The following is a 17,180-nucleotide window of genomic DNA, read 5'->3' as shown; positions in this document are numbered from 1 at the left end:
CCGGTGGGCTTGCGGCTGCATGGACGAATCGATGCCGCCGCGCTGGGTGCGGCACTGGCCGACCTGATCGGCCGTCACGAAAGCCTGCGCACGCGCTTCGAAGCACCCGAGGGCACACCTCGGCAGGTGGTGGAGTCCGATGACCGGGTCGACTTCGGCTGGGATGTCGTTGACGCCACGGCCTGGCCGGCGAGTCGGCTGGATGAGGCGATTACTGCCGCGGCCTGCCACAGCTTCGACCTGTCGTCCGAAATCCCCTTGCGGGCAAGTCTTTTCCGTGTCGCCGCGGATGAACACGTGTTGGTGGCCGTGGTGCACCATATTGCCGCCGACGGATGGTCGCTCACTCCGCTGGTGCGCGATCTGAGTGTGGCGTACGCCAGCCGGTGCGATGGCCATGCTCCGGACTGGGAGCCCTTGGCTGTGCAGTACGTCGATTACACGCTGTGGCAGCGCGCGCAGCTGGGTGATCTCGATGACAGTGACAGCCCCATCTCAGCGCAGCTGGCCTATTGGGAAGACGCGCTGTCCGGACTCCCAGAACGTGTGGCGCTGCCCACCGATAGGCCCTACCCGCCGGTTGCCGACCAGCGCGGCTCCACCGTGGACGTGGATTGGCCGGCCGAGTTGCAGCAGCAGTTGCGCGCGGTGGCCAGTGAGCACGGCGCGACCAGTTTCATGGTGATGCAGGCCGCCTTGGCGGTGCTGCTGGCCAATCTGAGTGGGAATTCCGATGTGGCGGTGGGTTTTCCGATTGCGGGACGCCGGGACCCAGCCCTGGACCAGCTGGTGGGCTTTTTCGTCAACAATTTGGTGCTGCGCGTCGACCTGGTCGGGGATCCCACCGTGGCGGAGCTGCTGGCCCAGGTGCGGCAACGCAGCCTGGCCGCCTACGAGCATCAGGACGTGCCCTTTGAAGTGCTCGTCGAGCGGCTCAACCCGACTCGAAGCCTGACCCATCACCCGCTGGTGCAGGTGGCGTTGGCCTGGCAGAACCTGCCGTGGCAGGACACCGGTCCCGCCGACGGGCTGAGCCTGGGTGATCTGCAGGTCACTCCGCTGTCGGTGGACACCCAGACCGCCCGCATGGATCTGACCTTCTCCCTTGGGGAACGCTGGACTCAGGCCGGTGAGCCCGCCGGGATCGGCGGTGCGGTGGAGTTCCGCACCGATGTGTTCGACGCGCACAGCATCGAAACGCTGATCGCTCGGTGGCGGCGAGTGTTGGCGGCGATGACTGCCGATCCCACTCAGCGACTTTCGTCCATCGATCTGCTCGACGAGGCTGAGCACTCCCGCGTGGATGGGTGGGGCAACCGGACGGTATTAACCACCCCGGCACCGGCCTCCCGATCAGTTCCGGCATTGTTCGCCGAACAGGTTGCCCGTGTGCCGGAGGCGGTCGCGATCAGCTTCGACGGCCGCTGCATGACCTATCGGGAACTCGACGAGGCCGCAAATCGGTTGGCGCACAGGCTCGCTGCCCATGGTGTGGGCGCGGGTGCATGCGTGGCGTTGCTGGCCGAGCGTTCCGCGGAAGCGATCGTGGCGATGCTCGCGGTGCTCAAAACCGGGGCCGCGTATCTGCCGATGGACACCGCGCTGCCGGACGCGCGGATCGAATTCATGCTCGCCGACGCCGTGCCGATCGTCGCGATCACCACCGTGGGCCTGGCCGATCGGCTGGCCGGGTGCGGCCTGCCGATCATCGATGCCGGCGATATCGCGGCCCCCGGCATCGAGAGCCTTTCCGGCACCGAACTATTCGTGCCGGGCCCGGACGATATCGCCTACATCGTCTACACCTCGGGTACCACCGGTGTCCCCAAGGGTGTGGCGATCACCCATCGCAACGTGACCCAGTTGTTGGGGTCGCCGGATACGTTCCTGGCGGGGCGGGCGTGGACGCAGTGGCATTCCTACGCGTTCGACGCCTCGGTGGAAGAGATCTGGGGCGCGCTGTTGCACGGGGGACGGTTGGTCGTCGTGCCCGAGTCGGTGACGCGCTCGCCGGCGGACCTCAACGCCTTGCTGGTTGCTGAACAGGTCAGCGCGTTGAGTCAAACCCCCTCGGCGGTAGCGGTGCTCTCGTCCGAATCTTTGGGATCGGTGGCGTTGTTGGTGGCCGGTGAGCCGTGCTCGGCCGAGCTGGTGGACCGCTGGGCGCCCGGACGGTTGATGGTCAACGCGTACGGTCCGACCGAGACCACGATTTGTGCCGCGAGGAGCGCGCCCTTGGCTGGTGGGTCGGGGGCACCGCCAATCGGTGCGCCGGTGTCAGGGGCGGCGTTGTTCGTGCTGGACGGGCTGTTGCGTCCGGTGCCTGCCGGTGTGGTTGGCGAGTTGTACATCGCGGGCCGCGGTGTGGGTGTCGGATATTTGGGTAGGACGGGTTTGACCGCCTCGCGGTTTGTGGCCTGCCCCTTCGGGGGCGCCGGAACAAGGATGTATCGCACCGGGGACCTGGTGCGGTGGGGCGCCGATGGGCAGCTGCGGTACGTGGGGCGCGCCGATGAGCAGGTCAAGATCCGTGGGTATCGCATCGAGCTCGGGGAAATCCAGGCGGTGCTGGCCGGGCTGGACGGGGTCGAGCAGGCAGCGGTGATTGCTCGCGAGGACCGCCCCGGCGACAAACGCCTCGTCGGCTATGTCACCGGGACGGCGAACCCGGCCAAGTTGCGAACCCAGCTGGCCGAGCAGCTGCCGGTCTATATGGTTCCGGCCGCCGTGGTGACATTGTCGGGACTTCCGTTGACGCCCAACGGAAAACTGAATACTCGTGCCCTGCCGGCACCCGAGTATCAGGACATTGATCATTACCGCGCACCGGGCACCCTCACCGAGGAGATCCTGGCCGGAATCTACGCGCGGGTGCTGGGTGTGGAGCGCGTCGGCGTGGATGACTCGTTCTTCGATCTGGGTGGGGATTCGCTGTCCGCGATGCGTCTGATCGCCGCGGTCAACACCGATCTGAATGCGAGTCTTGCGGTGCGCACCGTGTTCGAGGCGCCGACGGTGGCCCAGTTGGCGCCTCGTATCGGTGGGGAGTCGCGCACGCTTGGCGCGTTGGTGGCAGGCGAGCGGCCCGCGGAAATTCCGCTGTCATTCGCCCAATCCCGGTTGTGGTTCCTGGACCAATTGCAGGGGCCCTCACCGGTTTACAACATGGCGACAGCGCTTCGAATCAGCGGGGCGCTGGATGTCGAGGCGTTGGGTGTGGCGCTGGGCGACGTGGTGGCCCGCCACGAAAGCCTGCGCACCCTGTTCTCGGCAGTCAAGGGAGTGCCGCAGCAGTTGGTCGTGCCATCCGAGAGGACCCGCTTTGGCTGGGAGGTCGTCGATGCCACCGGTTGGACGGCGGCGCAGCTGCAGGAGGCCATCGGGGACGCGGCGCGCCACACATTTGATCTGGCCACTGAAATCCCTTTGCGGGCAAAACTTTTCCGTCTCACCGGCGACGAGCATGTGCTGGCGGCGGTGGTGCACCATATCGCGGCCGACGCCTGGTCGATCACCCCGCTGGTGACCGATCTAGGGGTGGCTTACGCCAGCCGGTGCGCGGGCCAAGCCCCTGGTTGGGCGCCCTTGGCGGTGCAGTACGTCGATTACACGCTGTGGCAGCGCGCCGAGTTCGGTGATCTTCAGGACGGCCACAGCCGTGTCGCGACACAGGTTGCCTACTGGCAGGATGCGCTGGCCGGACTCCCCGAACGCGTGGCACTGCCCACCGACCGGCCCTACCCGCCGGCCGCCGACCAGCGCGGTGCCACGATGGCCGTGGAGTGGCCCGCCGAACTGCAGCAGCAGGTGGTCCGAGTGGCACGCGAGCACAACGCGACCAGCTTCATGGTGCTCCAGGCCGCCCTCGGAGTGCTGCTGGGCAAGCTCAGCGGAAGTACCGATATCGCCGTCGGGTTCCCGATCGCCGGGCGCCGCGACCCTGCGCTCGATGAGCTGATCGGGTTCTTCGTCAACACCTTGGTGCTGCGGGTCGACCTGGCGGGCGATCCCACCGTGACGGAGCTGCTGGCCCAGGTGCGTGCACGCAGCCTCGCCGCCTACGAACACCAAGACGTGCCTTTCGAAGTGCTCGTCGAGCGGCTGAACCCGACCCGATCCCTGACCCATCACCCCCTGATCCAGGTGGCACTGGGTTGGCAGAACGTCCCCGGACACGACAACGCTTCCGGTGCCGGACTGGCGCTGGGTGATCTGGAGGTCACCCAGATGCCTGCGGATACGCAGACCGCCCGCATGGATCTGAGCTTCTCTCTGGCTGAACGTCGAACCCACGCTGGTGAGCCCGCTGGAATCGTCGGGACGGTGGAGTTCCGCACCGACGTATTCGACGCGGCCGGCATCGAAACACTGATCAACCGTTTCGAACAGGTGCTGATGGCGATGACCTCGGATTCGGGTCGGCACCTGTCATCGATCGACTTGCTTGATGCCGAGGAACACGACCGCCTCGACGATATGGGTAATCGTGCGGCGTTAAGCGCCCCGGCCCCGGCCAAGTTGTCGGTCCCTGCATTGTTCGCGGCACGGGTCACCCACTCCCCGGAGGCGGTGGCGATCACCCACGGCGAGCGTTCAATGACCTATCGGCAACTCGACGAGGCCGCAAACCTGTTGGCGCACATGCTCATCGTGCAGGGCGCGGGCCCGGGAGAATGCGTTGCGCTGCTGATGGAACGCTCCGCGGAGGCGATCGTCGCCATGCTGGCGGTACTGAAGTCCGGGGCGGCGTATCTCGCGATCGACCCGGCGGTACCCGCGGCCCGGATTGAGTTCATGCTGGCCGATGCCGCGCCCATCGTCGCGATCACCACCAGCGGTCTGGCCGAGCGGCTGGACGATCGTGGGTTGGTGATCATCGATGTCGGTGATCTGTCGGATATCGATGACTCCGTGGTGGACTACCAACTCGGCACCGCACTCCCGGCCCCGGCCCCCGAGGACATCGCCTATCTCATTTACACCTCCGGAACCACCGGTGTGCCCAAGGGTGTGGCCGTCACCCATCACAACCTGACCCACGTGGCGCGATCAACACCCGAGCACCTGCCGCAGAACCAGGTCTGGACCCAGTGCCATTCCTATGCCTTCGACTTCTCGGTGTGGGAGATATGGGCGGCGCTGCTGGGCGGCGCACGCCTGGTGGTGGTGCCCGAGTCGGTCGTGAGTTCACCCGACGATTTCCATGCCCTGTTGGTCAGCGAGCGGATCAACGTGCTCACCCAAACCCCTTCGGCCGCTGGGGCATTGTCCCCACAGGGGCTGGAGTCGGTGTCATTGCTCCTCGGCGGTGAGGCCTGCCCGGGCGAGGTGGTTGATCGTTGGGCGCCCGGGCGGACGGTGATCAACGCCTACGGACCCACCGAGATCACGGTGTACGCGTCGATGAGTGCGCCACTCATGCCGGGGTCCGGGGCCGCGCCCATCGGTGCGCCCGTCTCGACCTCGGCGCTGTTCGTGCTCGACGAGTTCCTGCGACCGGTGCCGGTCGGGGTGGTCGGCGAGCTGTACGTTGCCGGTGACGGGGTGGCGTGCGGGTATCTGGGCCGGTCGGGTCTGACGTCGTCTCGGTTCGTGGCGTGTCCGTTCGGGACATCCGGGGCGCGCATGTATCGCACCGGCGATCTGGTGAGCTGGCGCGCCGACGGACAGCTGCAGTATCTGGGTCGAGCCGATGACCAGGTCAAGATCCGCGGATACCGCATCGAACTCGGCGAAGTTCAGGCCGTGCTGGCCGCTCTGGAGGGAGTCTCGCAGGCGGTGGTGATTGCCCGCGAGGATCATCCCGGCACCACACGCCTGGTCGGCTACGTCACCGAATCAGTTGCCGGCGGGGCGAACTCGGCCGGGATGCGCAGCGCGATGACCGATCGTCTGCCCTCGTACATGGTTCCGGCAGCGATCGTGGTCCTGGACGCGTTGCCGTTGACGGTGAACGGCAAGCTCGACACCCGCGCGCTACCGGCACCCGACTACCAGGACGCCGATCGGTACCGCGCCCCTGCAGACGCCATCGAGGAGACGCTGGCCGGTATCTACGCCCAGGTCCTCGGGCTCGATCGGGTCGGGGTCGACGACTCGTTCTTCGATCTGGGCGGAGACAGCATTCTTTCCATGCAGGTGGTGGCCCGGGCACGGGCGTGCGGCGTGACGTGTCGGCCCCGCGATATTTTCGTCGAGCAGACCGTGGCCCGACTGGCTCAAGTGGTCGGGGTGGCCGGCGATGACGGTCCGGTGGACGAGGGTATCGGTGCGGTGGCCGCGACCCCGATCATGCGGTGGCTGTATGACGTGAAACGCACAGGCGGCCCGATCGACCAGTTCAACCAGACAGTGGTGGTCCAAGCCCCGCCGGGAGCCACCCAGTCCGATGCTGAGATGGTCTTGGGTGCCCTGCTTGACCGGCACGCGATGTTGCGGTTGCGGGTCGAGGACCCGAGTGGACCTGCTGGGGATGTCGGAGATTGGTCGCTTCTCGTACCCGAGAAGGGTTCGGTGCCAGCGCATCTGGATTCGGTGGACACGTTGTCCGATGAGGCCTTGATGGGGGCCCGATCGCGGCTGAACCCGGCTGCCGGGGAGATGGTCAGCGCCCTGTGGGTGGTGTCCACCGGTCAGTTGGTGTTGATCATTCATCACCTGGCCGTCGATGCGGTGTCCTGGCGGATCCTGCTCGAAGATCTCAACATCGCCTGGGGCCAGCATTGCCATGGTCAACCCGTGTCATTGCCGACGACCGGAACCTCATTTGCACGATGGGCGTCGCTGCTCGGCGAACACGCTTACGCCCCAACCGTGGTGGATCAGGCCGATGGCTGGCGACGAGTGTTGGCGACCCCGTCCGCGCTGACGGCGGCGCGACCCGAGCTGGACACGTATGCCACCGCCGGCCACCTCACGGCGTCACTGGACAGCGAGACGACCCGCGCACTGCTCGGTGAAGTCCCGGCCGCGTTCCACGCTGGGGTTCAAGACATTCTGTTGATCGCCTATGCGCTTGCATTGACACAGTTCCTGGGCATTACCTTGCCGGTCGCCATCGATGTCGAGGGCCACGGTCGCATCGAGGATCTAGGGGACCTTTCCGACCTCCCCGACCTCTCCGCAAGAATCGATCTGTCCCGCACCGTGGGCTGGTTCACCACCAAGTACCCGGTGGCCTTGAATGTCGGCAGGAATGTCGGGAGGCCGCACGGTGGGTTGCGTTGGGACCAGGTGGTGGCCGGCGATCCGGCACTCGGCCGCGTGATCAAAGACGCCAAGGAACAATTGCGCTCTCTGCCAGAGGGAATGACCTACGGACTGATTCGGTACCTCAACTCCGATATCGACCTGTCGGGATCCGATCCGACCATCGGATTCAACTACCTCGGCAGGCTGGGTGCGACCGGCGCCGCCCAGTCGGAATCCTTCGCTGGACTGTGGCAGGTCAGCCACGATGGAGCGGCGGTGTCCGCTGCTGCCGCGTCCATACCTATGCCACTCGGGCATACCGTGGAACTCAACGCAAGCACGATCGAAACAGAATCCGGCCCAAGCCTTTACGCCACCTGGACGTGGGCTCCCTCGATACTGGACGATACCCAGATCAGCCGCCTAAGCGGGCTGTGGTTCGACGCCCTGACCGGGATCTGCGCACACGTCCGTGAGGGCGGCGGTGGTCTGACACCGTCCGATATCACCCCCGCCCGGCTCACCCAGCAAGAGATCGATGAGCTCAGTCGGGACCATCCGATCGCCGACGTGCTGCCCTTGACGCCCCTGCAACGTGGACTCCTGTTCCAGGCCAATGCAACTCGCGGCAACGACGATGACGTATACGCCATGCAACTCGATGTCACCGTCACCGGCCCACTGGATGCCGACCGGCTGCGCGAGGCGGTACGCACGGTGATCAACCGCCACCCCAACCTGGCTGCCCGATTCGACAAACGATTCGACGAACCGGTACAGATCATCCCGGCCAACCCCAGCGTGCCCTGGCAGTACCTCGAAATATCCACGGAACAAACGAATATCAACCAGCGGATGCGGGAGTTGTGCGCCGGTGAACGCGCATCGGTCTGCGACCTGGTCCACCAATCGGCGTTCCGTTCGGCGCTGATCCGCGTGGCCGATAACGAGCACCGGTTTGTGATGACTTATCACCACATCGTGCTCGACGGTTGGTCACTGCCGATCCTGCTGCAGGAGATATTCGCCAGCTACTACGGGCAGCGCCTCCCTGCCGCCGGGTCGTATCGCAGGTTCGTGACATGGCTGGCCGACCGGGACGCCGATGCTGCTCGCACAGCCTGGCGTGAAGTTCTCGCCGGATTCGACACCCCGGCTCTGGTCGCTCCGAAGGGCCGGGTACCAGGACGACGCGCTACCGAGTCCTTCCGATTGCCCGCCGAGACCACTCGGGCCATCAATGAGCTGGCCCGCGCGCAACACACCACCGTCAACACCGTGCTGCAAGCCGGCTGGGCGCAGGTGCTCATGTGGCTGACCGGCCGGCACGATGTCGCCTTCGGCGTCGCGGTCTCGGGCCGATCGGCAGAGGTGCCGGGCGCAGATTCGATGGTCGGCCTGCTGATCAACACCGTGCCGGTGAGGGCCACCATCACTCCGGCCACCACCATCGCCGACCTGCTGGATGACCTACAGCGCCGTCACAGTGACACCCTCGAACACCAGCACCTGGCTCTCAGCGAGATCCACCAGGCCGTCGGTCACGAGCAGCTGTTCGACACCCTGTTCGTCTACCAGAACTATCCGGTGGAGTCGGTGGCGTCATCGATGGCCGACGGATTGGCCATCACCGAGGTCAGCGGCCGGGAGTACAACCACTATCCGCTGACCTTGCAAGCAATGCCCGGCACCGAACTGGTGCTGCGTGTCGAATTCGATACCGGGGTATTCGGCGTGAACCGAGTGCAGAAAGTAGTCGAGCGTTTCCAGCGAGTGCTGGAGGCCATGACGGGGGAGGTACTGCAGCAGTGACGGCCGATGTCACCAGGCGATTGGTGTCGATGGATCTGGGCAACACAGATGAGCACACGGAGCTGGACGTGTGGGGTAACAGGGCGGCCTTGGACCGGCCGGTGACGTCGGTGTCGATTCCTGAGTTGTTTGGTGCGCAGGTGGCTCGTGAACCGGGGGCGGTGGCGATTGGTTTCGGCGACAGCTCGATGACCTATCGCGAGCTGGATGAGGCTTCGAATCAATTGGCGCACTTACTTTTTAGGCATGGTGTGGGCCCGGGTCGGCGGGTGGCCTTGCTGTTTTCGCGATCGGTTGAGGCGATCGTTGCGATCCTGGGGGTACTCAAAACCGGTGCGGCCTATGTGCCGATCGATCCGTCGGTGCCTGATGCGCGGTTGGAATTCGTGCTGGCTGATGCCGGGCCGGTAGTTGCGGTGACTACCGCTGATCTGGCTGACCGGCTGGACGGTCGTGGGCTGGTGGTCATCGATATCGGTGATATCGCGGTGGACGGACCTGCTAGCGCGCCGCTGCTGGTGCCGAGCGGCGATGATGTTGCCTACGTTATCTACACCTCGGGCACCACCGGCGTGCCGAAAGGTGTTGCCATTCCGCACCACAACGTGACCCGATTGATGGAGGCAATCGATGCCGAGGTGGGGCTGTCGGCCGGGCAGGTGTGGTCTCAGTGTCATTCGTTGGCTTTCGATTTTTCGGTGTGGGAGATTTTCGGCGCGCTGCTGCATGGTGGGCGGCTGGTGGTGGTTTCGGATTCGGTGGTGCGGTCACCTGAACAGTTCCATGCCTTGCTCGTTGATGAACACGTCAGTGTGTTGAGTCAGACGCCCTCGGCGTTCTATGCGCTGCAAGCCGTCGACTCGGTGCATTCCCAGCCCGCACATCAGCTCGGTCTTGATGTGGTGGTGTTTGGTGGAGAGGCGCTGGAGCCTCAGCGTCTGAGGGAGTGGTTGGCTGATCATCCGGAATCACCGCGGTTGATCAACATGTATGGGATCACCGAGACCACGGTGCACACCTCCTTCCGCGAGATCGTTGCCACTGACGTAGACGGCACGGTGAGTGCGGTCAGCCCGATCGGGGTGCCATTGGGGCATCTGGCGTTCTCGGTTCTCGACGAGTGGTTGCGACCGGTATCGGTTGATGTGATCGGCGAGTTGTATGTGGCCGGTGCGGCTTTGGGCTACGGCTATCTGGGCCGTGCACCGTTGACCGCCACGCGATTTGTGGCCTGTCCGTTCGGGGCGCCGGGTACCCGGATGTATCGCACCGGAGATCTGGTGTCCTGGGGGTCCGACGGGCAACTGCAGTATCTGGGGCGCGCCGATGAGCAGGTCAAGATCCGCGGACATCGCATCGAGCTCGGCGAAATCCAATCGGTATTAACGGTTTTAGACGGCGTCGGGCAGGCGGTGGTGATCGCCCGAGAGGATCGTCCCGGCGATAAGCGGTTAGTCGGCTACATCACCGGCACCGCCGACCCTGTGGAGTTGCGTACCGCGCTGGCCGACAGGCTGCCGCCCTATATGGTGCCTGTCGCGGTAGTGGTTCTGCGGAGTTTTCCGTTGACGGTCAACGGAAAACTTGACAAAAATGCCTTGCCTGCACCGGAATACACCGATATCGATCACTACCGTGCCCCGGCCACTCCCGCCGAGGAAATCGTGGCCGGGATCTACGCCCAAGTCCTGGGCCTAGACCGCGTCGGTCTCGACGACTCCTTTTTCGACCTCGGCGGGGATTCACTGCTGGCAATGCGCCTGGTCGCCGCGCTCAACCGGTCCATGGATGCGGGCCTTGAGGAGCGTGCTGTCTTCGACGCTCCCACGGTCGCTCAATTGATGCTCTGTATCGGTGGTGATGAACGTCGGCTGGAGCCATTGGTCGCGGGAGAACGGCCCGCAGTGATGCCACTGTCGTTCGCTCAAAGTCGATTGTGGTTCATCGACCAATTGCACGGGCCATCAACAGTTTACAACCTAACGGTGGGGCTGCGCCTGCAGGGGCTCCTTGATGTCGATGCGCTGGCAGCTGCGTTTGCGGACGTGCTGGATCGCCACGAAAGCCTGCGCACGCTGTTCCCGTCGGTCGAGGGGATACCTCAGCAGTCGGTTGTCTCGGCCGAGCAGGCCGAATTCGGCTGGGAGGTTGTTGATGCCTCCGGATGGCCCGCAAGCAGGTTGGAGGCATCCGTCGAGGAATCAGCCCAGTACAGCTTCGATCTGTCGTCCGAGATTCCGATTCGAGCAAGGCTTTTCAGCACCGCTGAGTACGAGCACGTGTTAGTGGCCGTGGTGCATCACATCGCTGCCGACGGTTGGTCGATCACCCCGCTGGTGGCCGATTTGGGTGTGGCCTATGCCAGCCGGTGCGTGGGGCAGGCCCCCGATTGGAAGCCGTTGGCGGTCCAATACGCCGATTACACGCTGTGGCAGCGCGCACAGCTGGGCGTACTCGACGACAGCGATAGCCGTATCTCCCGGCAACTGGCCTTCTGGGAGGACGCGCTGGCCGGGATGCCCGAACGTTTGGCGCTGCCGACCGACCGTCCCTATCCGTTGGTGGCCGACCAACGTGGCTCCAGGGTGGATGTGAGCTGGCCGGCGGATCTGCAGCACCGGATTGCTCGCCTGGCTCGCGAACACAACGCGACCAGCTTCATGGTGATGCAGGCGGCGCTGTCGGTGCTGCTGGCCAAGCTCGGTGCGAGTTCAGATGTGGCGGTGGGTTTCCCGATCGCGGGACGACGTGATCCTGCGCTCGATGAACTGGTGGGCTTCTTCGTCAACACCTTGGTGCTGCGGGTCGACCTAGCAGGGGATCCCAGCGTTACCGAAGTGCTGGCTCAGGTACGGGCACGCAGTTTGGGTGCTTTCGAGAATCAGGACGTGCCGTTCGAGTTACTCGTCGAGCGGCTGAACCCGAGCCGATCCCTGACCCATCACCCACTGATTCAGGTGATGCTGGCTTGGCAAAACGTGCCCGGGCAGATCGCCGATTCTCGCGGTGGATTGGCGTTGGCAGATCTTCAGCTCACCCAGCTACCGCTGGACACCCACTCGGCCCGGATGGATCTGTCGTTCTCGCTGTCCGATGGGTGGACCGAAGCGGGTGAGGCCGCGGGGATTTCGGGGACGGTCGAGTTTCGCACCGATGTGTTTGACACTCACAGTGTTGTGACCCTGATCGATCGGTTACGGCGGGTGCTCGAAGCGATGACTGCCGACCCAAACCGGCTGTTGTCAGCGATCGAGGTAATGGATGCCGAAGAGCTTGCCCGGTTGGATGGGTGGGGTAATCGGGCCGAGTTGGCTCGGTCCGTTACATCGGTGTCGATTCCGGCGCTGTTCGCGCAGCAGGTGTCCCGTATTCCGGGAGCGGTGGCGGTCTGTTCCGATGGTAGCCATTTGTCGTACCGGGAGTTGGATGAGTCATCGAATAGGTTGGCGCACTTACTTGTTGCGTATGGCGTGGGCCCGGGTAAGCGGGTGGCGCTGCTGTTCTCGCGGTCGATTGAGGCGATCGTGGCGATAATGGGCGTGCTCAAAACCGGTGCGGCCTATGTGCCGATCGATCCGGCCGTGCCTGATACGCGGTTGGAATTCGTGCTCGATGATGCCGATCCGGTTGTCGTCGTGACCACCGCCGATCTCATGGATAGGTTGAATAGGTGCGGGGTGGTGGTTATCGATGTTGATGATCCGGCCGTCAACGTCCAGCCCGTTAGTGCGCCGCTGGTGGGGCCGAGCTCCGACGATATTGCGTATGTGATTTACACCTCCGGTACCACGGGTGTGCCCAAAGGTGTTGCCATTCCTCATCGGAATGTGGCCCGCCTGCTACAAGCGCTTGAGGCCGATCTGGAGCTATCGGCGGGACAGGTGTGGGCACAGAGTCACTCGTTGGCGTTCGACTTTTCGGTGTGGGAGATTTTCGGCGCGTTGCTGCACGGTGGGCGGTTGGTGATCGTGTCAGATTCGGTAGTACGGTCGCCCGAAGATTTCCATGTCTTGCTGGTCGATGAGCAGGTCAGTGTGTTGAGTCAGACGCCGTCGGCGTTCTATGCGTTGCAAACTGTGGATGCGATGGCCACCGAGCCGGCAGGCCAGCTCGGTGTCGAGGTGGTGGTGTTCGGCGGTGAGGCGTTGGAGCCACACCGTTTGAAGCCGTGGTTGGACCGGCATCCGGTGTTGCCGCGGTTGGTCAATATGTATGGGATCACCGAGACAACGGTGCATGCCTCGTTCCATGAGATCGTCGCTACCGATCTCGAGGGCACGGTCAGCCCGATCGGTGTGCCACTGGCCCATCTCGCGTTTTCCGTGCTCGATGGGTGGCTGCGGCCGGTTCCGGCCGGGGTGGTCGGCGAATTGTATGTGGCTGGTGCGGGTTTGGGATATGGCTATGTGGGCCGGACAGGCCTGACCGCCTCCCGGTTTGTCGCCTGCCCATTCGGGGTGCCGGGATCGCGGATGTATCGCACCGGGGATTTGATGTGTTGGGGTGCTGATGGGCGATTGCAGTATGTGGGGCGTGGCGATGAGCAGGTGAAGATCCGCGGACATCGCATCGAGCTCGGTGAAATCCATTCGGCATTAATGGCTTTGGATGATGTCGAGCAGGCGGTGGTTATCGCCCGAGAGGACCGCCCGGGCGATAAGCGGCTGGTCGGCTACATCACCGGCACCGCCGACTCCGGCCACATTCGCGCTCGGCTGGCCGAGTGTCTCCCCAACTACATGGTGCCGGCCGCGGTGGTCGCCTTGACGGCGTTGCCGTTGACAGTCAACGGGAAACTCGACAAAAAGGCCCTGCCTGCACCGGAATACACCGATATCGATCACTACCGCGCCCCCGCGACCCCTGTCGAGGAGATCCTGGCCGGCATCTACGCCCAAGTCCTGGGCTTGGACCGTGTCGGCGTCGATGACTCATTCTTCGACCTCGGCGGTGACAGTATTTCGGCCATCCAGGTGGTGTGGCGGGCCCATGGCGCAGGCTTGGCCGGTCGACCGCGCGACATCTTTGTCCAGCAGACCGTGGCCCGGCTGGCACGGGTGGTCAGGATGGTCGACAGCACCGACGGCGTGATCGACGAGGGTCTCGGCCCAGTAGTTTCGACCCCGATCATGCAGTGGCTGAAGGGGATCGACGGTCCGATTGGCGAGTTCAACCAGACGGTGGTGCTGCAGTCTCCCACCGGTGTCACCGAGGCGGCTGTTGTCATTCTGTTGCAGGCCTTGCTGGATCGGCATGCGATGCTGCGGCTACGCGCCGAGGACGATGGCGCCGGCGGGTGGATTTTGACGGTGCCCGAGGCGGGGTCGATCGATGCACATCGATGCCTGCAATCGGTGGACGTGTTGTCCGATGAGGCACTGGTGGCGGCGCGGTCACGGTTACATCCGGCCGCCGGGGTGATGCTGAGCGCATTGTGGGTGGCTACCACGAGCCAGCTGGTGTTGATAGTTCACCATCTGGCCGTGGATGGGGTGTCGTGGCGGATTCTGTTGGAGGACTTGAGCATCGCCTCGACCCAGCTGCGCGGTGGGCAAGAGGTGCTGTTACCGCCGGCGGGAACGTCGTTCCAGCGGTGGGCCGACCGGCTGGCTGAATACGCACGCCATCCCGATGTGGTCCGCCAGGCGGATTCCTGGCGACAGGTGGGGGCGATCCCTTCGGGCTTGGCGGCACCGCAACCGACTGAGGATACGTTCGCCACAGCTGGAAACTTGACGGAGTTTCTGGATGCCGAGACTACGCACATGCTGCTCGGCGAGGTGCCTGCGGCGTTTCACGCTGGGGTGCACGAGATCCTGTTGATCGCCTTCGCCTTGGCGTGGGCACAACACTTGGGGACCGGCGGTGCACCGATCGCCATCGATGTGGAAGGTCACGGGCGCCAAGAGGAATTGGCGGAGCTGGATGGGGCTGCCGATCGCAATGTTGACCTCTCGCGCACGGTGGGCTGGTTCACTACCAAGTACCCGGTGTCGTTGGCGGTCGGTGGGTTGCGTTGGACGCAGGTGGTAGGTGGTGATGCGGCGCTTGGTGCGGTGATCAAGGATGCCAAGGAACAGCTTCGGGCCTTGCCCGACGGACTGACCTACGGGCTGCTGCGCTATCTCAACCCCGATGTGGATCTACCGGAATCCGATCCGGCGATCGGGTTCAACTATCTTGGGCGGCTGGGCGCCCCGGCAGCCTATGCGTCCGGAGATGTATGGCGTTTCAGTCAGGAAGGCGTGTCCTTGGCGGGCGCCGGGGCTATGCCCATTGCGCTGCCGCACACCGTGGAGCTCAACGCGGTCACCATCGACACCGACACCGGCCCACATCTGAACGCCACCTGGACGTGGGCGCCCACGGCACTGGATCGTATGGCGGTCACCCGGATCAACCGGTTGTGGTTTGACGCGCTGGCCGGTATCTGCGCGCATGTGCGAAGGGGCGGAGGCGGATTGACCCCGTCGGACATCGCCCCAGCCAGGCTCAGTCAGCAGCAGATCGATGAGCTGCAGAGTCAATCCCGGATCGCCGACGTGCTACCGCTGACCCCCTTGCAACAGGGCCTGCTCTATCACGCCGCCATCGCTAACTGCTCCGGCGACGATGTGTATGCGGTGCAGTTCGATATCGCGTTGAGCGGCGCGCTCGACGCGAATCGGCTCCGCGATGCGGTGCAGGCCGTGGTCGGCCGACATCCGCACCTGGCGGCCCGCTTCTGCGAACAGTTCGAGCAACCGGTGCAGATCATTCCCGCCGATCCCGTGGCGCCCTGGCGATACATCGAACTAGCCACCGCAGGTGCCGATGTCGATGAACAGATCGAGCAGATCTGCATTGCCGAACGTGCCGCTGTCTGCGATCTCGCCGAGCAGGCGGCATTCCGGGCTGCGCTCATCCGCATCGCGGACGACCGGCACCGGTTCGTACTCACCAATCACCACATCGTGCTCGATGGCTGGTCGATGCCGATCCTGATGCAGGAGATCTTCGCCGGCTATCACGGGATGAGGCTGCCCCCAGCCGCGTCGTATCGCAGCTTCGTGACCTGGCTGTCCGAACGAGACCACGACGCCGCTCATGCAGCGTGGCGTGAGGCGCTGGCCGGTTTTGACACTCCCATGCTCGTCAGCCCTCCGCAGAAGTCGCAGTTTGGGCGCCGAAGCGTTGACATGTTTCGGGTGCCTGCGAAGACGACACGCGCGCTTACCAAACTGGCGCGCGCGCAGCACACCACCGTCAACATTGTGCTGCAGGGTGCCTGGGCATTGCTCCTCAGCTCGCTGACCGGCCAGCATGATGTCGCCTTCGGCGCTGTCGTCTCGGGTAGGCCAGCTGAGGTGCTTGGTGCGGAATCGATGCTGGGCCTGCTGATCAACACAGTGCCGGTACGGGCGACGATCACGCCGACCATGACCACGGCCGATCTGTTGGATCAGTTACAAAACGCCCACAACGACACCCTCGAGCACCAGCATGTGGCGCTCAGCGACATCCACCGGATCACCAGCCAGGAAAGACTCTTCGACACCGTTTTCGTGTACGAAAACTATCCGACCGACACCGGAACGCAGTCGGGCGTCGACGGATTGACCATCACCGGTTTCAGCAGTCGCGACTACTATCACTACCCGATCGCGGTGCAGGCCGGGCCGGGCCGGGAATTGGAACTTCGCGTCCAATACGACACCGATGTGTTCGATGCGGAAAGCATTGAGGAGCTGATCGAGCGGTTCAAGCAGGTGCTGGCGGCGATGACCGCGCACCCGGGCCGCCGGTTGTCGTCCTTAGATCTGCTGAACCGGATCGAGCGAGAACGATGGAGTGGGTGGAGCAACGGGGCGGTATCGGCCAGGCCGGCCACCACGGCGGCGGTGTCCGCACTCGATGGTAATTATCGCCCACCGACCACCCTGGTCGAGCAGATCCTGGTCAGCATCTTCGCCCATGTGCTGGGTGTGGACCGTGTCGGAGTGGATGAGTCGTTCTTCGAACTGGGCGGCAATTCGCTTGGGTCGATGCGTGTAGTCGCCGCGATCAACACCGCCCTCGATGCCAACCTCACGATGCTTGCACTGTTCGATGCGCCGTCAGTCAGGAGTTTGGCCCAGCAGCTGGGCGAAAGCTCAGCGGATGAAGGCCCGGCCGTGTGCGCGGTCGGCGATCCGTAG

General features: G+C 64.3%; 2 protein-coding genes (1 of these 2 running past the window's edge). Both read left to right on the top strand.

The annotated features are described in order from the left end of the window. Window positions 1-9,003, top strand: the 3' portion of a protein-coding gene (locus tag MLB1_RS09770; protein ID WP_180749437.1) for a non-ribosomal peptide synthase/polyketide synthase. Its footprint begins 15,387 nt before the window's first position; the window shows 9,003 of its 24,390 coding nt (coding positions 15,388-24,390); the start codon falls outside the window, past its left edge; it ends in the stop codon at window positions 9,001-9,003. Further along, window positions 9,000-17,180, top strand: a complete 8,181-nt coding sequence (locus MLB1_RS09765; protein ID WP_180749436.1) for a non-ribosomal peptide synthetase — start codon at window positions 9,000-9,002, stop codon at window positions 17,178-17,180. The genes MLB1_RS09770 and MLB1_RS09765 overlap by 4 nt, the downstream gene beginning before the upstream one ends.

Origin of the sequence: Mycobacteroides sp. LB1, from assembly GCF_013449725.1 — a bacterium.
Lineage (GTDB): Bacteria > Actinomycetota > Actinomycetes > Mycobacteriales > Mycobacteriaceae > Mycobacterium.
This window is presented reverse-complemented; position numbering and strand designations above follow the sequence as displayed.